27 protein-coding genes are annotated in these 21,682 nt (G+C 31.6%); 14 read left to right on the top strand and 13 right to left on the bottom strand.

Going from position 1 to position 21,682, the window contains the following annotated elements; genetic code table 11:
* Nucleotides 1-2: 2 nt before the first annotated feature.
* The 4 genes from C1S72_RS02995 (at nucleotide 3) to C1S72_RS03010 (ending at nucleotide 3,397) form a co-directional block, all read left to right on the top strand.
* On the top strand, nucleotides 3-1,022 hold the full coding sequence (locus C1S72_RS02995) for an AAA family ATPase (protein ID WP_104734187.1): 1,020 nt from the start codon (nucleotides 3-5) through the stop codon (nucleotides 1,020-1,022).
* Between the two features lie 54 nt (nucleotides 1,023-1,076).
* Complete coding sequence (locus tag C1S72_RS03000) at nucleotides 1,077-2,354, top strand: DUF58 domain-containing protein (protein ID WP_162919975.1); 1,278 nt, start codon at nucleotides 1,077-1,079, stop codon at nucleotides 2,352-2,354.
* Nucleotides 2,355-2,480: 126 nt separating this feature from the next.
* Nucleotides 2,481-2,900, top strand: coding sequence for a DUF2141 domain-containing protein (locus C1S72_RS03005; protein WP_104734189.1), 420 nt, complete (start codon nucleotides 2,481-2,483; stop codon nucleotides 2,898-2,900).
* A 2-nt stretch (nucleotides 2,901-2,902) separates the two neighbouring features.
* Nucleotides 2,903-3,397, top strand: coding sequence for an RDD family protein (locus C1S72_RS03010; RefSeq protein ID WP_104734190.1), 495 nt, complete (start codon nucleotides 2,903-2,905; stop codon nucleotides 3,395-3,397).
* 63 nt (nucleotides 3,398-3,460) lie between these two features.
* Here the strand turns inward: C1S72_RS03010 and C1S72_RS03015 are convergent, their stop codons facing one another.
* A complete protein-coding gene (locus C1S72_RS03015) occupies nucleotides 3,461-3,940 on the bottom strand; it encodes a Dps family protein (protein WP_104734191.1) in 480 nt (159 codons plus the stop codon).
* A 105-nt stretch (nucleotides 3,941-4,045) separates the two neighbouring features.
* Between C1S72_RS03015 and C1S72_RS03020 the strand changes: the two genes are divergently transcribed.
* Complete coding sequence (locus tag C1S72_RS03020) at nucleotides 4,046-4,984, top strand: hydrogen peroxide-inducible genes activator (protein ID WP_104734192.1); 939 nt, start codon at nucleotides 4,046-4,048, stop codon at nucleotides 4,982-4,984.
* Between the two features lie 122 nt (nucleotides 4,985-5,106).
* Nucleotides 5,107-5,709 carry an NHL repeat-containing protein gene (locus C1S72_RS03025; protein WP_162919908.1) on the top strand — a complete coding sequence of 201 codons (603 nt, stop codon included), beginning with the start codon at nucleotides 5,107-5,109 and terminating at the stop codon, nucleotides 5,707-5,709.
* A 47-nt stretch (nucleotides 5,710-5,756) separates the two neighbouring features.
* Here C1S72_RS03025 and C1S72_RS03030 read toward each other — a convergent pair whose 3' ends face one another.
* The 4 genes from C1S72_RS03030 to C1S72_RS03045 all read right to left on the bottom strand — a co-directional run bounded on the left by C1S72_RS03030 (nucleotide 5,757) and on the right by C1S72_RS03045 (nucleotide 9,564).
* Nucleotides 5,757-5,954, bottom strand: a complete 198-nt coding sequence (locus C1S72_RS03030; RefSeq protein WP_104734194.1) for a hypothetical protein — start codon at nucleotides 5,952-5,954, stop codon at nucleotides 5,757-5,759.
* Between the two features lie 126 nt (nucleotides 5,955-6,080).
* Nucleotides 6,081-8,117 (bottom strand): T9SS type A sorting domain-containing protein, encoded by a 2,037-nt coding sequence (locus C1S72_RS03035; protein ID WP_104734195.1) that lies wholly within the window; start codon nucleotides 8,115-8,117, stop codon nucleotides 6,081-6,083.
* A gap of 123 nt (nucleotides 8,118-8,240) precedes the next feature.
* Complete coding sequence (locus tag C1S72_RS03040) at nucleotides 8,241-9,041, bottom strand: TIGR00266 family protein (RefSeq protein ID WP_104734196.1); 801 nt, start codon at nucleotides 9,039-9,041, stop codon at nucleotides 8,241-8,243.
* Nucleotides 9,042-9,108: 67 nt separating this feature from the next.
* A complete protein-coding gene (locus tag C1S72_RS03045) occupies nucleotides 9,109-9,564 on the bottom strand; it encodes a DUF4442 domain-containing protein (RefSeq protein ID WP_104734197.1) in 456 nt (151 codons plus the stop codon).
* Nucleotides 9,565-9,708: 144 nt separating this feature from the next.
* Between C1S72_RS03045 and C1S72_RS03050 the strand changes: the two genes are divergently transcribed.
* The 4 genes from C1S72_RS03050 to C1S72_RS03065 all read left to right on the top strand — a co-directional run bounded on the left by C1S72_RS03050 (nucleotide 9,709) and on the right by C1S72_RS03065 (nucleotide 13,177).
* Nucleotides 9,709-10,155 carry a DUF4870 domain-containing protein gene (locus tag C1S72_RS03050; protein ID WP_104735764.1) on the top strand — a complete coding sequence of 149 codons (447 nt, stop codon included), beginning with the start codon at nucleotides 9,709-9,711 and terminating at the stop codon, nucleotides 10,153-10,155.
* A gap of 74 nt (nucleotides 10,156-10,229) precedes the next feature.
* Entirely contained in the window at nucleotides 10,230-10,571 is a 342-nt protein-coding gene (locus C1S72_RS03055) for a PadR family transcriptional regulator (RefSeq protein WP_104734198.1), read from the top strand.
* Complete coding sequence (locus C1S72_RS03060; protein ID WP_104734199.1) at nucleotides 10,568-12,394, top strand: PspC domain-containing protein; 1,827 nt, start codon at nucleotides 10,568-10,570, stop codon at nucleotides 12,392-12,394. Before C1S72_RS03055 ends, C1S72_RS03060 begins: the two co-directional genes overlap by 4 nt.
* A 54-nt stretch (nucleotides 12,395-12,448) precedes the next feature.
* Entirely contained in the window at nucleotides 12,449-13,177 is a 729-nt protein-coding gene (locus tag C1S72_RS03065; protein WP_104734200.1) for a head GIN domain-containing protein, read from the top strand.
* 71 nt (nucleotides 13,178-13,248) lie between these two features.
* Here the strand turns inward: C1S72_RS03065 and C1S72_RS03070 are convergent, their stop codons facing one another.
* The 3 genes from C1S72_RS03070 to C1S72_RS03080 form a co-directional block, all read right to left on the bottom strand.
* Nucleotides 13,249-13,749, bottom strand: a complete 501-nt coding sequence (locus tag C1S72_RS03070; RefSeq protein WP_104734201.1) for a flavodoxin family protein — start codon at nucleotides 13,747-13,749, stop codon at nucleotides 13,249-13,251.
* 66 nt (nucleotides 13,750-13,815) lie between these two features.
* Entirely contained in the window at nucleotides 13,816-14,796 is a 981-nt protein-coding gene (trxB, locus tag C1S72_RS03075) for a thioredoxin-disulfide reductase (RefSeq protein ID WP_104734202.1), read from the bottom strand.
* A 105-nt stretch (nucleotides 14,797-14,901) separates the two neighbouring features.
* Complete coding sequence (locus C1S72_RS03080; RefSeq protein ID WP_104734203.1) at nucleotides 14,902-15,471, bottom strand: hypothetical protein; 570 nt, start codon at nucleotides 15,469-15,471, stop codon at nucleotides 14,902-14,904.
* An 83-nt stretch (nucleotides 15,472-15,554) separates the two neighbouring features.
* Between C1S72_RS03080 and C1S72_RS03085 the strand changes: the two genes are divergently transcribed.
* A complete protein-coding gene (locus C1S72_RS03085; protein WP_104734204.1) occupies nucleotides 15,555-15,965 on the top strand; it encodes an arsenate reductase family protein in 411 nt (136 codons plus the stop codon).
* Between the two features lie 2 nt (nucleotides 15,966-15,967).
* Here C1S72_RS03085 and C1S72_RS03090 read toward each other — a convergent pair whose 3' ends face one another.
* The 3 genes from C1S72_RS03090 to C1S72_RS03095 form a co-directional block, all read right to left on the bottom strand.
* Entirely contained in the window at nucleotides 15,968-16,321 is a 354-nt protein-coding gene (locus tag C1S72_RS03090) for a hypothetical protein (RefSeq protein ID WP_230401566.1), read from the bottom strand.
* 61 nt (nucleotides 16,322-16,382) lie between these two features.
* Nucleotides 16,383-16,520, bottom strand: a complete 138-nt coding sequence (locus C1S72_RS14390) for a hypothetical protein (RefSeq protein ID WP_162919909.1) — start codon at nucleotides 16,518-16,520, stop codon at nucleotides 16,383-16,385.
* A gap of 40 nt (nucleotides 16,521-16,560) precedes the next feature.
* Entirely contained in the window at nucleotides 16,561-16,719 is a 159-nt protein-coding gene (locus C1S72_RS03095) for a DUF1328 domain-containing protein (protein ID WP_104734205.1), read from the bottom strand.
* 207 nt (nucleotides 16,720-16,926) lie between these two features.
* Here C1S72_RS03095 and C1S72_RS03100 point away from each other — a divergent pair, with 207 nt between their 5' ends.
* Nucleotides 16,927-17,949, top strand: coding sequence for a helix-turn-helix domain-containing protein (locus C1S72_RS03100; protein ID WP_104734206.1), 1,023 nt, complete (start codon nucleotides 16,927-16,929; stop codon nucleotides 17,947-17,949).
* A gap of 166 nt (nucleotides 17,950-18,115) precedes the next feature.
* Nucleotides 18,116-19,150 carry a helix-turn-helix domain-containing protein gene (locus C1S72_RS03105; RefSeq protein ID WP_104734207.1) on the top strand — a complete coding sequence of 345 codons (1,035 nt, stop codon included), beginning with the start codon at nucleotides 18,116-18,118 and terminating at the stop codon, nucleotides 19,148-19,150.
* On the opposite strand, the gene C1S72_RS03110 is transcribed toward C1S72_RS03105, so the two are convergent.
* Complete coding sequence (locus C1S72_RS03110; protein WP_104734208.1) at nucleotides 19,147-19,839, bottom strand: SOS response-associated peptidase family protein; 693 nt, start codon at nucleotides 19,837-19,839, stop codon at nucleotides 19,147-19,149. The genes C1S72_RS03105 and C1S72_RS03110 overlap by 4 nt on opposite strands.
* Nucleotides 19,840-20,071: 232 nt before the next feature.
* On the opposite strand from C1S72_RS03110, the gene C1S72_RS03115 reads away from it, so the two are divergent.
* Entirely contained in the window at nucleotides 20,072-21,094 is a 1,023-nt protein-coding gene (locus C1S72_RS03115; protein WP_162919910.1) for a helix-turn-helix domain-containing protein, read from the top strand.
* A gap of 98 nt (nucleotides 21,095-21,192) precedes the next feature.
* Here the strand turns inward: C1S72_RS03115 and C1S72_RS03120 are convergent, their stop codons facing one another.
* Complete coding sequence (locus tag C1S72_RS03120; protein WP_104734210.1) at nucleotides 21,193-21,645, bottom strand: ferritin-like domain-containing protein; 453 nt, start codon at nucleotides 21,643-21,645, stop codon at nucleotides 21,193-21,195.
* Nucleotides 21,646-21,682: the final 37 nt, after the last annotated feature.

A 21,682-nucleotide genomic window follows, 5' to 3' on the forward strand; every position in this document is an offset into this window, starting at 1 on the left:
AAATGGAAGACAATCAATCCGAAACACCCGATAATCAAGCAACGTCAGAACATGTCAATTTTGAAAATAGAATTGATCTAAAACCATTGCAAGACCATGTTGAAAAAATAAAAAAAGAAATTGGTAAAATAATCGTTGGCCAAAACGACATGATTGAATTGCTTATCATTTCAATCTTATCAAATGGACATACGTTAATAGAAGGTGTTCCTGGTGTTGCCAAAACTGTCACTGCCAAACTACTTGCCAAAACATTAAATGTTGACTTTAGTCGTATTCAATTTACACCTGATTTAATGCCAAGCGACATATTGGGAACATCCATTTTTAATGTAAAAACCAATGATTTTGAATATAAAAAGGGGCCTATATTTTCTAATATTATCCTTATTGATGAAATAAATAGAGCACCAGCTAAAACCCAAGCTGCTCTTTTTGAAGTTATGGCTGAACGTCAAATAACTATTGATAACAATAAGTTTATCATGGAAGCTCCTTTTTTAGTGTTTGCTACCCAAAACCCAATTGAGCAAGAAGGTACTTATAGGTTACCTGAAGCTCAACTAGACCGTTTTTTATTCAAGATTGATGTGGATTACCCATCACTAGAAGATGAAGTTCAGATTCTGGTTGATAATCATAAACGTGAAGACAAGTTAGACTATAGCACTATAAATGCTGTACTTAACGCTGCCGATATCACAAAGTATCAAAGTTTGATTAAGCAAATTTTAGTTGAAGATGATTTACTACACTACATTGCATCTATAGTAAATAACACACGTGCTAATGCCAATTTGTATTTGGGAGCCTCACCTAGAGCTTCCATAGCTATTCTGAATGCAGCAAAAGCAAATGCCGCTATTAACGGAAGGGATTTCGTAACACCAGATGATATAAAACGTTGTACAAAAGCCGTTTTAAAACATAGATTGGTGTTAACACCTGAACGTGAAATGGAGGCTTTCACCGTTGAAAAAGTTATTGATCAAATCCTAGAAACTATTGAAATACCTAGATAATTGAAGCGTATTTTTAAAAATATTTATTTAGAGTTTCGCTTTTTTTTAAGCTTAATGGTCTTGATATTCCTGTATATTCTGTCTTATCAATTTCCAGGGTTATTGGTCATTACAAACATGTTATTCTATGTTTTTCTGGCTATCGTAATTATTGATAGCATTTTACTTTTTAAGCAAAAAGGAATAAAAGCTAGTCGAATTTTACCTGAAAAATTGAGCAATGGCGATGAGAATCCTATAGAAATCAAAATACATAATAATTACAATTTTACTGTTTCGCTCAATCTTATTGATGAGCTACCTTTTCAATATCAAAAACGTGACTTTCAAATTCAAACCATAATTAAAAAAAGAGCTGATAAAAAAATCACTTATACATTAAGACCTTTAAAACGTGGCGAATACCAATTTGGCCATTTGAACATTTACACTACTTCTCCTATAGGTATTATAACTAGGCGCTTTCAGTTTGGAAATGAATCTATGATTCCTAATTATCCATCATTTTTACAGCTCAAAAAGTATATGCTCATCGCTTTTTCCAATAAGATTTTTGAGTTCGGATTGAAAAAAATCCGTCGTATTGGCCATACTATGGAATTTGAACAAATAAAAGATTATGTGCCAGGTGACGACATACGTAATATCAATTGGAAAGCAACGGCTAAACGCAACCAGTTGATGGTCAATCAATATCAAGATGAACGCTCACAACCTATTTACTCTGTAATTGATAAAGGTCGTGCTATGAAAATGCCCTTTAACGGCTTAAGTTTATTGGATTATGCTATAAATGCCACGTTAGTCATTAGTAATGTCGCCTTAAAAAAACAGGATAAAGCAGGCATGTTTTCGTTTTCAAGAAAAGTAGAAAATAAGGTAGTTGCAGAACGAAGACCTTCGCAAATGAATCAAATACTGGAAACATTATACAACCTAAACACTGATTTTTCAGAATCTGATTTTTCTAGGCTGTACATTGACATTAAACGTAGTCTTACCCAAAGAAGCCTCATATTACTTTATACAAATTTTGAAACTTTAGATGCACTGCATAGGCAACTACCCTATTTGCAAGCTATTGCTAAAAATCATGTCTTAGTGGTTATCTTTTTTGAAAATACAGAATTGGATAAACTTGTTCAAAAACCATCCTCAAGTACCTATGATATTTTTGAAAAGACCATTGCAGAAAAATTTGTTTATGAAAAAAAGCTGATTATCACAGAACTTCATAAACATGGTATTCAAAGTATTCTAACAGCTCCTGAAGACTTAACCATAAATACGATAAATAAATATCTAGAAATTAAAGCTAGAGGGCTTATTTAGTGGTTAGTGGTTAGCGGTTAGCATAATTACAGTTCATCATACAGATACTACAATTCGGTAAAACAGATTATATACTTCTTTAAAATAGTCTGACTTTTACATTGTAATTATAAAAAACCAATTAATATGAAAACGCTTGCACTATTTATTGCACTAACCTTAACGGCAATTTTTGGCTATTCACAAGACAAATCAGAAACATTTACAATAACAGTAAAGGTTGACAACCCTTTAAACGACAATGGTCATGTTCTCATTGGCTTGCACACTGTAGATACCTTTATGAAAGGACAAGGTGTTCAAAACGCAAAAGAAAAAGTTAAAGATGGAAAGGTAATTATAACATTTGAAAATGTAACACCAGGTGATTACGCCATTATGGTATTGCATGATGAAAACGATAATCAACGAATGGATTTGGAAGCCAATGGCATGCCAAAAGAATCATATGGCATGTCTAATAACCCAATGCTATATGGACCTCCTACATTTACCGACGCCAAGTTTGAATTAACTGAAAGTAAAGAAATAGTCATACGTTTCTGAACATGAAACTCATTCAGAAACGCTCTTTAGCAGGATTTATAGATTACTGTATCATAATAAGCTATGCTGGAATTCTATTTTTACTGGTAACTACTTTCCGTCCTATTGAGAATATGTTGAGAACATCAAATCCAATTATCGCACAGCTAATTGGATTTTTCACCTTAACATTACCTGTTTTTATTTACTTCTACTTATCTGAAAAAGGCAGTCACAGGGCAACCATTGGAAAACGAATAACTAAAATACAAGTTAGTTGCACCGGTTCAATACTTAAACGTAACTTGTTTAAATTCCTACCATGGGAAATAGCCCATTTAGGTGTTCATTGGATATTCTATTACTCCAATAACAATATTGAAACACCTTTTTGGGTATGGTTTTGCTTGATCACGCCACAAGCTGCAGTATTCTTGTATTGCATAAGTATCATATGGTCAAACGGTAAGTCCAGTATCTATGATAAATGGAGTCAAACTGACATTATTCAAAAATAAAAGTGGTTAGATTTGATACCTGTAAAACCTAACCACTTTAAACTATTAACCAATTAAAGAAACTTAAACGGTTTCTCCCAACCAAGCTTTCATCATCCAAACTGTTTTTTCCTGCTCTGTTATAAAATCACTCATCATAGAATTAGTACCTTCATCATTAGCATCATCAGATTTGTCTAAAATGTGACGCTCTATTTTTAATAATTCGGTTAGAGATTCTACAATTAATTGAACAGCCTTTTCGTCTTGTGAAACATTTTGTCCCACAGGCACTTTAGCCGCTTTTGAATAATCTTCAAATGTATGTAAAGGCGTGACACCCAATGTTAAAATCCGCTCGGCTATTTCATCAACTTTTAAGTTGGCATCAGTATATAATTCTTCAAATTTCACATGTAGGTCAAAAAAACGTTTCCCTTTAATATTCCAATGAATACCTCTTAAATTTTGATAATATATCTGAAAGTTTGCTAATAATTGATTTAAATCATCAGCTATTTGTTTAGTTTTATTCTCGTCTAATCCTATACTATTTAATGACATTTTTTTATATTTTTTATTATCACCACAAATTTAATTTATAATTAACAGCTATTTCCATAAATTTTATTGATAGTTTTTATATTTTTATAGCCTAAATTGATATACATGACAATCACTCAATTATATTATGTTTTGGCAGTTGCCGAAAATCAAAACTTCACTAAAGCAGCTGAAAAATGCTTTGTAACGCAACCAACATTAAGCATGCAAATTCAAAAATTAGAAGACGAATTGGATGTGCAAATATTTGACAGAAGTAAAAAACCTATTGAATTGACTGATGTTGGTCGTAAAATAGTTAATCAAGCAAAAAACATTGTTAATGAGTCATATCGCATTCAAGATATTGTAGATCAGCAAAAAGGATTTATTGGTGGAGAATTTAAATTAGGAATCATTCCCACAGTAATGCCTACTTTATTACCTATGTTTTTAAAAACATTTATAAAAAAGCACCCAAAAATCAAATTAAAAATTGAGGAGCTTACAACCGAGGAGATAATTTCACGTATTAATGAAGGTCATTTGGATGCTGCCATAGCGTCAACACCACTGGAACATGAAAACATAAAGGAGCGTGTCTTGTATTTTGAGCCTTTTGTGGGCTACATTCCTAATCACCACAGACTCTATAATGCTGGGAAAATAGATGTTTCGGATTTAGAAATTGATGACATGCTCTTATTAGAAGATGGGCATTGTTTTAGAGATGGTGTCATTAACTTGTGTAAAGCATTTAAGGATCACAATGATGATCAGTTTCAATTGGAAAGCGGTAGTATTGAAACCTTAATAAAGCTTTCTGATGAAGGCTTGGGCATGACATTATTGCCATATTTACATACGTTAGATTTAAGTGAAAAAGGCAAACAAAATTTACATTATTTTAATGAACCAGCACCAGCTCGAGAGGTCAGCTTAATTTATCATAAGAGTGAGTTAAAAATGCAGATTATTGAGGCTATGCAAACCGTTATTTCGGGTATTATACGTGGAGCCATTACATTTCAAAATGTGCAAATTATTAGCCCCATTTCAAAATAAAATGAAATCGCATACCTTTTTTAAGTCATTTCACTCATTGAAGTGACCCGTTTACTCATTATCAATAGTGTTTTGGTACCATTTTGAATACCTTGATTGTACAATCACCAAAACAAATTGCTATGAAATATCTTTACTCATCTATCATTTTTGTTTTTTGTTTAATTGTTTATCTGCAAATTCAATATCCTCCTGTTCATGTAAACAAATCTTTGAAAGATCAAAACCTGAATTACAGTACCATGCTCTATAGCTCCTATTTTCTCGCAAATGTACCTTATATAAAAACTAAATCAACTGATGACTTATTTGGAGATTTAAAGAAAACTAATGGTTTAGCGTTTGATAGTAAAGGACATATTTATGTTGTAGAACATAGCAAATCACAAATCGTTAAGTATGATGAAGATGGCGTAGTTTTAAATACTTTTAAAGTCACAGATGGTTATCCTCTTCATATTATTAAATCTTTTGATTCAGATGCTATGATTTTTACAAACGTTACGGACAACAGTATTAATAAACTTTCAGAGCATGGAAAAATCACCAAACTCTATAAAGGATACCCATTGGATGTTCCTGTAGGGCTCACTTATAATGCAAAAGGGCTTTTACACGTAAGCAATTATGAGGAGAAAAAAGTATTCTCATTTAAAGATAACAAGTTACAATATATTACTACCCTACCAGAAGCAGATACCATAGTGTGTAAGGCCAAAAAATAGCACGTTTAATTTATTAAAAAAGCGACCAATTGGTCGCTTTTTAATTTTTATGATTTTAAATAAATTAGACATTGATTTAATTCGGGGTTTTGCTGTACTAAAGATTGAATAAAAATCTTTAACTCTTCAATTTCATACGGTAATAATCGTTGAAGTGCTTTTTGTACTTCTTTGCAAAACAACGTAGCATCAAAACTTACTTTATTAAGTACTGTTTTGGTGTACTCAAACATTGCTCTTGCCATTAATCTTAAGGTTTTTTGGTTAAAAAAGTAGTTTTAGTTATAGGCGAACGGTTTTATTATTCCGATTAAATGTACAAAAAAATTACATTCAAAATTCACCATATAGAAAATTTTAACAGAACAAACTTATTTTTTTATAACCTTATGAATGGATTTAACAGAATCAGTCTGTACTTCCAAGAAATAAATACCTGTTGATAACTTATTAATATTTAAAGTAGTTGTTTGATTATTAACAGTGCTTTTAATAAAGCCGACTTCTTGACCTGTTATGTCAAATAACTTTAAAGATCGAATTTGGCGTTTAGCATTAATATTTAAAATATCTGAAGTTGGGTTAGGGAATATTTTCACAACAGTATTGACCTCAAATTCCGAAATACTCAAACCTTCTTCAACTACTGTAGTTTGCTCATTATTGGTTACAATTGGAAAATTAAAATCAAAGAAAATTTCAGCATCATTTTCAATTACATCCCAAATTTCTAAATCAGGAAGCGTTTTAACTTTATATACTATAAAGCCATCGTTATTATCATCATCAAAGGGGAGATTAATATTTTCAAAAATAAATTCAATCAAATTACCATTGCTCACTTTGGTCACAAAATCGTGACTTGCATTAAGTGGTATTAAACTAGAAACATCAAATCTATCTGTATCTAGTTCATCCTTGACCACAATATTGGTTGCATTGGCTGTACCCATATTCTCAAAACAAATCATGTAATGCAAATAGTCACCTACTTTTTCAACATCTAGTGTATTCCCTTCTAAACACGTTTTATCATTTGGGTCAAATGAATTAACAACTATTTGGTTTAATTGAAATATATTATCATCTGGTGTTTCATCTGCTGTTCCAGACACTATTTCGGCTTCAAAAGTTAATACATCATCCGAATTTAAAGGAAATTCAGAATCAGTTGGTGTATTTAAATTCATTGTTAGTTGAATGGTACGTGTTTCAAAAGGCGCTAAATCAGTAAAATCCCAATTTAATAAACCTGTACTTTGAGAACTAGTAGATGTATTTGAAGACACAAAATCCATAAAATCATCATCGTAATTTAGACTAATCGAACCTGACAGAACAGTATTCCCTTTATTTTTAAAAATCAAGCCATATTGCGAATCAAAACCTGGAACAGCATCACTATATGGAGCTAATACTATTTCTAAATCATTATAAGAGCCATTTGGTGTTATACAAAAGCCTTGAGTAACTGTTTCGCCATCTTCGGGAAAAGAAACTTTTAAACTTGAGGGAGACACAGTAAAATAATCAGGGATTTCTATAACAGGCGTAATAATATGGGTTCCGTTTTGGACATAAATATTAAAATCACCAGTATTATCTGAAAAAGCGTGACCTTCAATATTTCCATCTGTAATATGAAATTTTAATTGTGGATAACTATTATCATTAACATCACAACCATCTGTATCTAAATCTAATATGCTATTACCAGAAACCGTAAAAAACTCTCCTCCTGGTGTAAATGAACAATATGAGCTAACTACTGCGTAATCAAAAAGACTTGTTAAAAATGAGACTCGCTCTTCATCAACACATATAAACTCTAAACTTGGCAATTCAGTTAACTCAATCCCTAAATCTGACCCTACACCATTTTTAATATTCAAATATGTAAGCATGAGGTTACTGTTGCATTGTAAATAATTAAGATTAAAGTTACCGCTAACATCTAATTCAGTTAAATCATTTGTATCAACTTGTAAACTTCTCAAAAAAAGATTATTACTTAAATCAATTTCAGTTAATTGATTATTCGAACAATATAAATATTGTAAATTTACTAATGGACTTAAATCAATAGAAGTAAGCTGATTATTATCAATACTTAACCTTTCCAAGAATTCATTCTCTGATAAATCTAAATTTTGAATTTCATTGTTATAACAAGATAAAATTAATAAGTTTATAAAGTTCTCAATACCTGCTAAATTGGTAATTCCAAAACCTCCAATATTTAAGGTGGTCACTTCTTCAGCTTCACTAACTTGAATTTCCCCATCGTTATTCGTATCTACACCGACTGCTATTAAAGCTGCTTTAAAATTAGCATCTGGAATATTTACTATTTGAGCATTAATTGAGATTGAAATTAATAAAGCTGTTAGTGCTAAAAATTGTTTCATGGTTGATTGTTTGTGGTCGTTATTTAATAATGTGGTCGTTATTTAATAAGTAGATGCCTAAAACTACAAAAGGTTGCGTCAAAAACACAACCTTTTTTCAATATTTTCCTACAAGTATTTGGATTAAAACCTATTATCGCCATCCAATAAATCACCCAAGCCACCTAAAATACTGCCTTCGCCTTTGTCTTTTCCTCCTCCTCTAGGTGCAGATGCTAACACACGTCCTGCCAAACGACTAAATGGTAGTGATTGAATGTAAACTATTCCTGGTCCTTGTAATTTAGCAAAGAATAAACCTTCACCTCCAAATATGGTGTTTTTTATTCCGCCTACAAATTCAATATCATAATCTACATCTTGAGTAAAGCCCACTATACAGCCAGTATCTACACGCAAGGTTTCACCCGCTTGCAATTCGCGTCTTGCCAAGGTTCCTCCTGCATGTACAAATGCCATACCATCGCCTTCCAGTTTCTGCATGATAAAACCTTCACCTCCAAATAGTCCACGTCCTAGCCGTTTGCTAAATTCTATGCCAACACTTACGCCTTTTGCCGCACATAAAAAAGCATCTTTTTGACAAATAAATTTTCCTCTGTAATTGGTCAAGTCAATAGGAACAATCTTACCAGGATAAGGTGACGCAAAACTCACTTTCCGCTTACCTGATAAATCATTATAAAAAGCGGTCATAAACAAACTTTCACCTGTCAATATGCGCTTTCCGGCTCCTAATATAGAACCTAAAAATCCTTTGTTCTTGGTAGAGCCATCACCAAAAATGGTTTCCATTTTGATACCATCATCCATCATCATAAAACTTCCAGCTTCGGCAACTACACCTTCTTGTGGATCTAGTTCTATTTCTACATATTGCATTTCCTCGCCGTAAATGATATAGTCTATTTCGTGTGCATTCATTGTAATTTATTTTAATTGATTGATACTACTATGTGTTGTTTAAATTACGAGTTTGTTACAATTTCACTTATTTTTTCAGCTTTAAGGTCCATTCAAAATTAAATGTAGATACTTCAATTCCTTCGGAGTTTATCCCTACAGACTGCATCCAAATGGTTTGCCCCTCACCTGTTTCAATAGTTTTATTGATAGCTTCGTCAATTTTATAACCATCCTTACAAATAAAATTAATTCGTCCTGTGGCCTTTTTAGTAAATGTGGCATTATTATTTAAAACCAACATGGATATATTTTTGCCGCTGGTTTTAATTTTCCCTAACACCAAAGCGCCAGTTGTTAACTCGGCAGCAATACCTTGAACTGCCCAAAACATAGAATTAAATGGATTTTGATTTATCCAACGGTGTTTGACTGAAACAGTACAAGATACATCATCAATCTCTGTAACGCGTACGCCTGTAAAGTAAGCAGCAGGTAATTTAAATAGGTTAAATAGGTTTATTTTTCTAGGTGTTAGCTTCATTTAGTGATATTTTATTTTCTAAAATTATTGAAAATAATCGACAATTCAATTTGTTAATTTTTTGTTAAATTTTAGTACTTTGTATTGCATAATACCTTCTTTTAGATATATATTTGCATAAGAAACTATTATATGATTTTAAAAATGATCGATAATCACCAAAAAAATATAGCCACTTTTATTCATCTATCTAGCTTTTCAAGGTTTATAATACCCTTTGGAAATTTTCTTGGACCAATCATATTATGGATAGCCAATAAGGATAAATCTGAATTTATAGATGCACATGGAAAGCAAATAATCAATTTCCAAATTAGTATTTTGCTTTATGCGCTAGTAATTGGTATGATAACCGTTCCTTTTTTTCTATTTAACATCTTTAATGGATTAGATTTTATTGACATCCACGCTTTTGATAGTATCCATATAAACATTGACCAGCCTTCTCCTCTATTATATATTGGAGGTGGATTAGGATTTCTGGCAGTCATTGCTTTTTTATTAGAAATGGTATTTATAGTTAGAGCTGGTTTAGCAGCTAAAGAAGGTGAGTTATTTAATTACCCTTTAACCATCAACTTTTTAAAATAAATGCTGAATAAATTTCAGCTTCATCAAATCAATCAAAAAATGAACAGTTTAAAAAATTTAAAACGCTTTAGAATATGAAGATAGAAAACACAAAAGCACAGATGCGTAAAGGTGTTCTGGAGTATTGCATTCTTTCAGTCTTGAAGGATGAAGATGCTTATGTAGCAGAAATACTAGACACCCTAAAAGACGCCAAGTTGCTTGTAGTTGAGGGCACCATATACCCATTGCTTACTAGGCTTAAAAACGCCGGACTACTCAACTATCGTTGGGAAGAATCCACATCTGGACCGCCTAGAAAATACTATGGTCTTACCGAAACAGGCAAGTTGTTTTTAAAGGAGTTGAATACAACTTGGAGTGAATTACAAAATGCAGTTAATATAGTAACCAGTCAAAAACAAAAATCAAAATGAATAAAACAGTCAACATAAATTTAGCAGGTATATTCTTTCATATAGATGAAGATGCATACGCCAAACTACAACGCTATCTTGAGGCTATAAGACGTTCATTTACAGACTCTCAAGGTCGTTCAGAAATTATTTCAGACATTGAAGCTAGAATCGCCGAATTATTTAGCGAACGTATTAAACACGATAAACAAGTCATAGGTAACAAAGAGGTAGATGAAGTTATTACCATTATGGGACAACCCGAAGACTACATTGTTGATGATGAAATCTTTGAAGACGAACCAAAACGATCATATCAAAGACCATCAGGGCCTTCCAAAAAATTATTCAGAGATACTGAAAACTCTTATATTGGTGGTGTATCAGCTGGATTGGGTCATTACTTTGGTATTGATGCCCTTTGGATTCGATTGGCTTGGATTTTATTGATTTTTGGAGCAGGAACTGGTGTCCTACTGTACATACTGTTATGGATTTTATTACCTGAAGCAGTTACCACAGCAGACAAATTAATGATGCGTGGTGAGCCAGTGAATATTTCAAACATTGAAAAAAAAATCAAGGACGGATTTGATAGTGTATCGGATGTCGCAAAAAATGTTACTGATTCTGTAACTGGAGCAGCAAAAAATGTTTCAGAATCAGTCTCTGATGCTGCTAAAAACGTCGATTTAAAGAGACAAGGAAATAAGATAAAGTCAGGGTCTCAATCCTTTTTTGATGCCATTGGAGACATCTTTATGTTCTTCTTTAAAGTACTAGCCAAGTTTATTGGAGTTATTCTAATTATTACAGGTGCTTCGGCCTTAATTGGTTTAATAATTGGGTTGTTTACTTTTGGTGCATCTGACTTCATTAACGTTCCAGGTTTTGATTTTGTTGATGCAGCAAATGCAGCCAATACACCAGTTTGGTTGGTGTCTATGCTAACATTATTTGTTGTAGGCATTCCATTTTTCTTTGTGTTTTATTTAGGTTTAAAAATCCTGATAAACAACCTTAAATCCATTGGAAACATAGCTAAATTCGTATTGCTTGGCGTTTGGTTAGTATCAATAATTAGTTTAACTGTTATTGGACTTAGACAAGCAAGTGAACATGCCTTTGATGCTAGTGTTACTAAAAAAGAGGTTTTAAACATCAGTGCCAACGACACCTTAAAGGTTAGAATGGTTGGAAATGATGAATACAGAAAAGGTGTTTACAGACATGGAAGTTCCTACAGGCTATTACGCGATGAAAATGATGAAAAAATTATTTACTCATCAGATGTTCGTTTGATAGTACGTTCAACTAAAGATTCTTTAGCATCAATAAGTATTGAAAAAAATGCTGAAGGTAGCGACTATCAAATAGCAAAAAAGCGCGCCAACAACATAAACTATAATTACGAATTAAAAGGAAATGAATTATTGCTTGATGGTTATTTAACTACTAAAATAGAAAATAAGTTTAGTGATCAAGAAGTTGAAATTATTTTGTACTTACCAGAAGGCTCTACACTTTATGCTGATGATAACACCTATAGTTTCCATAGAAATTCAAGCTATTATAATGATATTCTGGATAATGGTATGGAAGAACACTATCTTAAAGTTATAGATGATGATGTTATCTGTTCAGATTGTCCAGATGAAAATTTTCAATTAAAGGTAGATGTTGATAATGATGGCGCTAGCGTTAAAATTAATGATAAAGGAATAGAAATTAAAACTACCGATTCAAGTCTTGAAATCAATGACGATGGCTTAAAAGCAAATGGTGAAGAAGTAAAAGTGAATATCGACGAAAACGGTATTGAAATAACATCAGAAGACAATTAAAAAACATATCAATCAATCAATCAATCAATCAATCAATCAAAAAATCAACTAATCATGACAACTTTAACTAAATTAATTGTTTCTACAATCTTGGCCTTACTCTTATTTTCCTGTGAGTTCAGTACCAACTGGAATTCAGGAATAAAAGGAGATGGTAATGTGATAACCAAAGAACGACCCGTTGAAGGTAGTTTTAACGAAATTCATGTTAGCCGTGGACTAGATGTTTATCTGACTCCTGCTGATACTGATAAGGTAATTATAGAAGCCGATGGGAATTTGCATGACATTATCACAACGCATATTGATAATAATGTTCTTAAAATTACCGCAGAAGAGAATATTGGAACTGCAAGTTCCAAAAAAGTATTAGTAAATTTTAAAAATGCTCATAAAATTGTGGCAACAAGTGGCAGTGATGTTTATTCTACCAAAACCATAACCACTGAAAATTTAAAATTAGAAACAAATAGTGGTAGTGATATGAATTTAGACCTTAACGTGAACTCATTGGTTTGTTTAGCTACTAGTGGTAGCGATTTGGAGCTAACTGGAAAGGTGACTAATTTAGACGCTGAAGCCAATAGCGGAAGTGATATAGATGCAGCCGATTTACAAGCTCATACATCCAATGTTAAAGCAACAAGTGGTGCCAGCGTTAGTGTTAACACTTCTAAAGAACTTATAGCGAGTGCCAATAGTGGTGGCGATGTTATATACTTTGGGAATCCTGAAAAATTAGAAAAAACTGAAGGTGTTTCTGGAGAAATTCGAAAAAAATAATCACACTTTTTTAAAACCAACCAAAAGAAGAAAAGCCGAAGCTAATAAATTGTTTCGGCTTTTTATTATTCTTAAAAAGTCTTAATAATATTTTTAACTTGATTTGAAATACTACCATTAGCCTCTAACCAAGTATGAATATGACCTTCATAATACATACCTAAATAGTTAGCACTTTCTCTAAAAGGCATATCAAAACCTTCAAATATTTTGGAATCTGAACCACAGCTTATTGCAGCCATATTTTTACCTCTTAATAGACGACCTAATGGTTTGTTTTCACCATGAAGCATATCAGAAATACGATCAAAAAACGTTTTCATTTGAGCACTCATAGTGTACCAATAAATTGGTGTCGCAAAGATTAAGGTATCGTACTCTAAGAGGTTTATATATAAATCCATGAAATCATCAGTAGCATTTTTAAAATCATAATCATAGTAACCAATTTGATAATTATTTAAATCAAATAAGGTTGTATCTTTATTAATATTCATATAATAATCAACAATTACTCTTGTATTTCCCATTGACCTAGAGCTCCCAATTATTATAGCCGATTTTTTATTCATAATCTCGCTTGAAAAACAAAAACCGAAGTGGCTTACTTCGGTTTTTTCAGTTTATGTTGTCTTGATTTAATTATATGTAGATGTACTTACTTCAAAAGTTGAATCTTTAGCTGCTAACCATCTTTCAGCATCTAAAGCAGCCATACATCCAGTTCCTGCTGCAGTTACAGCTTGTCTATACACATGGTCAGCAGCATCACCAGAAACAAAAACACCTTCAACGTTGGTTTTGGATGTTCCTGGTTTGTTAATAATGTAACCTGTTTGATCTAGTTCCAGATAATCCTTAAAAATATCGGTGTTTGGTTTATGTCCAATGGCTACAAAAAATCCTGTAGCTGGAATTTCAAACTTCTCATTAGTCTGATTATTAAATACACGCACACCTGTTACTACTTGACCGTCACCTAAAACCTCATCGGTTTCTGTGTTGTAAAGTATTTCAATGTTTTCAGTATTTTTTACACGTGCTGCCATAATTTTAGAAGCTCTAAACTCATCACGACGCACTAACATAGTTACTTTCTTACAAAGTTTTGATAAATAATGTGCTTCTTCACACGCAGAATCTCCTGCTCCAACAATCACAACTTCCTGATTTCTATAAAAGAATCCATCACATACAGCACAAGCTGATACGCCACCTCCTAATTTTAGATATTTCTGTTCAGAATCTAGACCTAAATATTTTGCAGAAGCTCCAGTTGAAATAATAACGGTATCACAATGTATTTCTTTGGTATCATTAACCCAAACCTTGTGAACATCTCCTGAAAAGTCCACTTTGGTAATCCAACCATCACGAACATCTGTTTCAAACCTTTCGGCTTGTTTTTGCAGTTCAATCATCATTTCTGGTCCTGTAATTCCATCTGGATAACCCGGAAAATTTTCTACTTCATTAGTGGTTGTTAATTGACCTCCAGGTTGCGAACCTTGATATAAAACTGGTTTCATATTGGCTCTTGCCGCATATATTGCCGCAGTATATCCTGCAGGTCCTGAACCTATGATAAGACATTTTACTTTTTCGATTGTATCTGACATAATTTGATTATAATTTATAAGACAAAAGTAGAATTTTTGTCAAAAACCTTACTTATAAGTTATCAACAGTTATTATAAAGCCATAAGAAAAACGTATTTATCGACCTAACTAGCATTCTCGTCCTCTAAATCCTCGTGGTTTTCTTTTACTTTTTCTTGTTCCTCACTCAACAAAGAATGATCTTTTTTAAGCCCAACTATGAGTATAATATTTTTAACAGTATGATATAGCATTAAAATTACCACCACCATAACGCCACTCAATAGGGATGATAAAAATAATGTTGCCCAATAAATAGCAGTAAACCATACCGTTGGCACATTATCAGATTCTGTAATGGGTATGTTAAATAATTGAAACAAAATGAGCGTAACAATAAAGAGTGAAGTATCAATTTTCGCAATATTCAATACCTCGAGATAATGACCATCTTTTAATTTTGATTTGGTACTTGTGCTTATTGCTAACAGCGTAAGTAACAATGCCAAAATGGTAGCCGAAGCCAATACAATAGTGTTGCAAAGCATGTTTATACCTGGCAGTGACGCGCTTAACAGTTGTTTTGCCTCATAACCTGATATGTTTCCTAATAGAAATACGCTCAAGGCAACAAAAATAAAAGTGATTAGTCCGCCATAAATAGCTCTTTTATTTTGTTTTAAAAATTCCTTCATTTAATTGCAATTGGGTTAATTTTAAAAGTATTAAGGTTACAGTGATTTGATTTTTAGAAATAATTTTATCTAAAATTAAACTCATGGGAAACATAACAACTCATAATAGACAAAACACGCTATTTTTACATTCAGAATCTTCGTTAGGGAAACAATCATTAGCATATTTGAAATCATCAGATTTTGATATTCGGATTATAGATATTTCCGAGACCAAAGTCACTGGTACACAGTGGGCGGAAATTGCTGAAAAACTAAACATGAATTTATCAGATTTAGTTGCAAAAGATCATCCTGATTTTAAATCAAATTACGATACCTCTACCAAATTATCAAGTGATGATTGGATAAAAGTTCTTCAAAAACATCCTAAAGTTCTTTGCTGCCCTGTTTTAATAAATGGTGAAAATTATCATCTGATTCAAACGCCTTCAAAAATCGCTAAAATTCTGGAAGGTGAAGAGTCTTCTCAAGATGCACGATCTTCAGACTGAATTTAAATGTCTTCATTTGACTGATCATTTTCTTTAGGAATATTCTTAAAAAACTCATCGAGTTCCGTATCACTATTTGAACCATAATTAGCAGTAACCAAACCTTTCATACCATCTTCTGTTTCAATCACATAAAGTATAGACATATCTGATGGATTACTTAGGCCCTCAAATCTATGCTCTCGTTTTATAATGACTTGCTCTGGCTTATAAGTTTTTTTTGTTTTCAGTTCAATTAAACTGTTGTTTTCACATCTAAAATTACTGGTGTAACCCCTAGCCTGATATTTTTCTATATAATCTAATTCATTTCTTTCTTGTTCCATAATATTCAATTTAAAAAAAGGTAGAGGCATGTTTCAGTAACATACCATCTACCAACTAACTAATTAACTAACTACTAGTTTCTTTATGTTATCAATCCACTGCATCTTCAACATCATCCGCAACTTCTTCTACAGCTTCTTCGGCTTCACTTTCTTTAGTATCTCTACAGCTATTTAAAGTAATAGAAAATGTAAATAGCAATAAAAATAGATATGCTAGTTTCTTCATAATAAGTGTTTGTTTTAAGTGATTTGTTAATTAATAAAATCTAGACTTTTTTCCCTCTGATAAGCGAAATGATAAAAAGAACTAAAAAGATAAAGAAAAGCACTTTGGCTATTCCAGCAGCTCCAGCGGCAATACCACCAAAACCTAAAATACCTGCAATGATTGCAAGAACTATAAAAATTATTGTCCAACGTAACATAATAAAATATTTTATGGTTAATAATAGAAAATTGACTCTCAAATTTCTATAATATAAATATCTTACTATTCACATAGATTTATTTGCTCTTTAGAATTATTCATTAACTCAAATGAAAGACAAAATTTCTTTAATTTTTAAATTATGGATTGAGTCAATACGTTAAAAATAATTATAGTATTTTTAATTCCTTAAACATATTCTATTTTGGAAATTCACTGCGAGGCTAAAAATGCACACGATATAATTCAAATTGTTGCAGATAAACTGAATACAACTATTAATGAAGACGGAAATGAATTATGTTTTGATCTTCCTGAAGAAGTAGGATCTGGTCATATTAAATCGGTATTATTTGATTTTGGATTTAGTGTTTTTGAAATCGATGTGCTACTAAAAAAGAAGTTGGTAATCAATTTTGAAAAATATTCCATAAATGCTTTATACGTTCTATTCAATTTAGATTCATCAGTAAGTCATAAATTCAGCACGAGCGACAAAGCCAATTCAATAAAACAATTGGAATGCTTGATGAGTAGTGCCGGAAATAATGAATCACATTCACTAATACTAAAAAAAGGCAATCCAATAAATGTATTTACCCTAATAATTAATCGTAAATTATTTGAATCTAAAGTAGAAGCATTTGTCAAAGACATGGACGATAATATTGAAATGTTATTTAGAGACGTTAACGGAATTAATCAGTTTGATTATATAAACTTTTTTACACTAGAAATCTCTAAATTAATTGAAGAGTTTAAAAATTGTGACTTAACAGATTTCATGAAAGCAACCTATTTAGAAGGTAAAGCTTATGAAATTCTCACAAGACAATTAGAAAATTATTTAAGCAATAAGAACGGACCAGATGGACGCACGTTATTGCGCAATGCAACCATTAATAAAGTTAAAAATGCAGTTGATATTATTGAAAGTCAACTCGAAACCAGAATAAGTGTTAATTCTCTGGCAAAAAAAGTTGGACTTAACCAAAATACGCTTCAAAACGGATTTAAAACGTTATTTAGGAAATCGGTCAATGAATATATACAACATCAAAGATTAGAACAGGCTAAAGATTTAATTGAAAACTCTGCTTTAAATATAACAGAAATCACGTACAAAATAGGTATTAATTCTCGTAGCTACTTTTCTAAAGTATTTAAAGAAAAATTTGGTGTAACTCCAAACCAATATTTATCGCAAGTTCGCAACAAAGCCTCATAGCGAAACATTTACATATATTTCTTCACGTATCATTATACTCTAAAAGCACCCAATAGTGTTAAACTTCGTGCGTATAATGTTAAACAAAATCTGTTGATTATTCGTGCTTTGCAGCACTAACAACCAAAATTGAAATTATTCTAAAAATTTAATTTTTATTTTTAAAATGATAACAATATTTGTTAAGTCTGTTGGAATAAAGCAGATTATTGATGAGATCAACAAAGGCCTAAAAGGCACAATAAAAAATGAGTTTGGTGAGCAAACTTTGCAATTTGACAATAAAATAGGTAAGGGTAGTATAAGAATTATTGGTTTTGATTGGGGAATCTCACTTTTAGATTACAATGTCCTATTTTATGAAGACGTAAAAATGGTTTTTGAAATATCAGGAAATAGTCCTATTGAGTTTCTATTTATATCTGAAGGTAATTTAAAATATAGTCCAAATGGAAAATTTGTAGATCTTGAACGTTTTCAAAACGTTATATTATCGAATAAGACAAATGCAGAAAACTCTTTCTTATTTCCTGCTAATGAATTAATTAAAGTTAATTTTATTCAAATAATAAAGCAAGAGTATCGTAAAAAAACGAATAATAATATTAATTCGTTACAAGACTCTATACTATCCATATTTAGAATGGATAATCCGGATGTTGCTTTCCAACATTTAGGTAATTACAACATTAGAATTGCTGATTACATTAAAGATTTGAATGCATGCTCGGAGACAGGAATGATAAAGTCCTTGACTATAGAAGGTCAATTGAATCTTATTTTAGCCATGCAACTTTTAGAGCATCGTAATTACGAAAATAGGACCGTATTACCAGATTCACTTTCAAAGAGCGATTTAAAACAAATTCATAAGTTGGCAGATTACATTATTGACAATATTTCAAGTCCCTTGTCCATTGAGGTATTATCTCGAGAATCTGGATTAAGCCCGAAACGGTTGCAATTAGGTTTTCAATTACTATATAACAAATCTGTTAATGAATATGTGCGTAAATTAAAACTTGAACTAGCTAGAGACTTATTAAAGGATTTTGATTTGAATATATCTGAAATTGTTTACGCTATAGGTTATAAAAGCAGGAGTTACTTTTCAAAGCGGTTTTTTGAATACTATGGTATTTTACCAACCGAATACCGATCTCAATTGAAAAATAAATTTAAGGCAAATATCATTGATTAAGGTAAATCTTTATAATTAACCGGTTCCAACATAGATTCAAATACAATGTCGTTTTTAAAAAACTCTTTTGCAATTGGGTGAGCATGTAAATCAATTTCGTTCGAAGCTTTTGCAAAACTCTCTATATCCATATTAGATTCATTTTTTAACCAGTTTTCCCTGGCTTCTTTTGGTATAATTAAGGGCATTTTTACATTAATATTGTGAATATTCCTTATAAAATTATTCGCTTCAGAAACTAGTATAGTACAAGTTTTAAAACCATCATTTAGTTTATTATACAATCCTGCCACGCTAATTGGATTATTAAGTTTAGTATAAACATAATATGGATATATTGTTCCATTCTTTATATAGGAGGTAAAGAAACCTGTTATAATAATGAGGCATCTTTTACTACAGAATTGATTATTCAATGTATTATCGTTCTGTAACATGTCTTCGTCAAAATTCAAGGTGTTATTAACATTTTGAAAAATAATCCAATCATCTTCAAAATCTTTCGGAAGTAAACCCCAAATTCCAGGAACAATTTGATGGGGCATTTCATCTGTTATGATATAAATGCTCTCTTCCTTGAATCCGTTAATCAATGGGTTTGATTCGTACAGATTTGGATATTTAAACTTTGCATTGAACTCTCTTTCAATGCGCTCTTTTGAAGCCGTATTTGATAATTTGTAAAACATATATTATAAGCGCAAGTACGTGAAAATCAATAATTGGAATTATTCGAATAAAATTATTTTTTGACACATATGAATTTAAAATGTTAAAAAAAAGTGTTAGAAATTACTTTATCTCTTAACTGCCTTAATAACGACACACATAAACCCAATAGTGTTAACCAAGCTCAATTAGTTGCAATAAATTTACAGTAATATGTTTTTTAACATTCAAGACCTTATTAACTCAATTAGAATGGAAAATCAATTAATTACAATGAGCTGCAACACTCAAGCAAGTTATCTAGCTGATTTTATTGCAGAAATCCCTGTATTAAGTCATGGTATTCATCAATATAATTTGAGTACAAATGAGGGTTCAGGTTATGTTAGGTTTATAGATTTCGGACGAGGTTTTACTTCCATAGACTTAAATTTCAGACTTAAAGATCATCTTACTTTGGTGTTGGGAAATGAGATGAAGGACATTCTATATTTTATGTATGTTACTCAAGGTATCTGTTTCTATGAATTTAAAAATCATCATAAATCTAAACGTATTGAAGAATATAAATCGAGCTCAACGCGATGTGAAGTAGGAAACGAAGGTGAAATATCTATTAGTAAGGATATGCACTTTATCATGAATATAATTAGCTTGGACAAAGAATTATATTTTAAGCGTTTCATTGCCAGAAATAATGAAAGCACTAATAAATATGATAAACTGTTTGACTCTTTTAAATTGTTAAAAAATCATATACATGTATCGTCATATAGTCTGAAAATCGCTGAACAACTGCGCGTGATTCATAATAAAACTGAAACTTTTGAAATTGTAGACTCTATACGCTTAGAAAGTCGCTATTATTTCATTGTCGCTCTCCATTTAGATCAGCTATTTGGTGAAATCTATGGCTCCAAACAAGACAACAAACTTAATAAGACACAGTTAAATAAAATCTGCAAGGTTACCGAATTTATAGTTGACAATCCTGATCATGACCACTCAATTAAAAAATTATGTGATCATACTGGACTCTCTCCTGCAAAACTGCAAGAAGGTTTTAAATGTATGCACGCTACAACAGTAGCAGATTTTGTGCGAAATGCAAGAATTGAAAAGGCCGAAATTTTGTTGGCAAACACAGATTTAAACATTTCTGAAGTTGTTTACTCTATAGGTTTTACCAGCAGAAGTTATTTCTGTAAAATTTTCAGACAGAAATATGGCTGTAGTCCAAGAGAATACAAAAAGCGCCCTAGCTTATTACAATAAGCTACTCAAAATATTGAAAATAGAACCTCTACTTATGAAAAAAGGATGTAACTCACTGTGAGTTCATCCTTTTTTACTAACCAACCAACTAACTATTATTAATCATTTAGATCTTCTAAACGCTTAATATTATTAAGATCATTACAAATTGTATTTTTTTGATTTAACAACAAGTTTTTTGTGGAATCAGGCAAAGACATTTCATTTAATACATCTTCGTATTCTTCAACAGATGCTTTTTCTCCTCGAATGGCTTCTTCGAGCATAGCCTCTTCATTATCAGAAGAAAATATTGCTTTAACATCCATCCATGTTCTGTGCATACTACCTGTGAAGCTTCCTCCTTTATCAGGTTCTTCTCCAAAAGTTTGTAATTCACTTTTTATTTCATGACCAAAATTGTATCGTTCTTGGGCTTTTCTTTGAAAGAAATTCTTTAAACTTAAATTCTCTGTATTTTCCGAAGCTTTCTTATATCCTTTTTCTGCATCATAATTCTTTTCTAATAACTCATTGAGTTTACTGCCAATTTTTTCTGTGTAAGTTTCCATTCTATTAATTTTAAAATTACAGACGATTAACCTATTC

The sequence above is a fragment of the Hanstruepera ponticola genome, from assembly GCF_002940745.1.
In the GTDB taxonomy this organism is placed as follows: domain Bacteria; phylum Bacteroidota; class Bacteroidia; order Flavobacteriales; family Flavobacteriaceae; genus Hanstruepera; species Hanstruepera ponticola.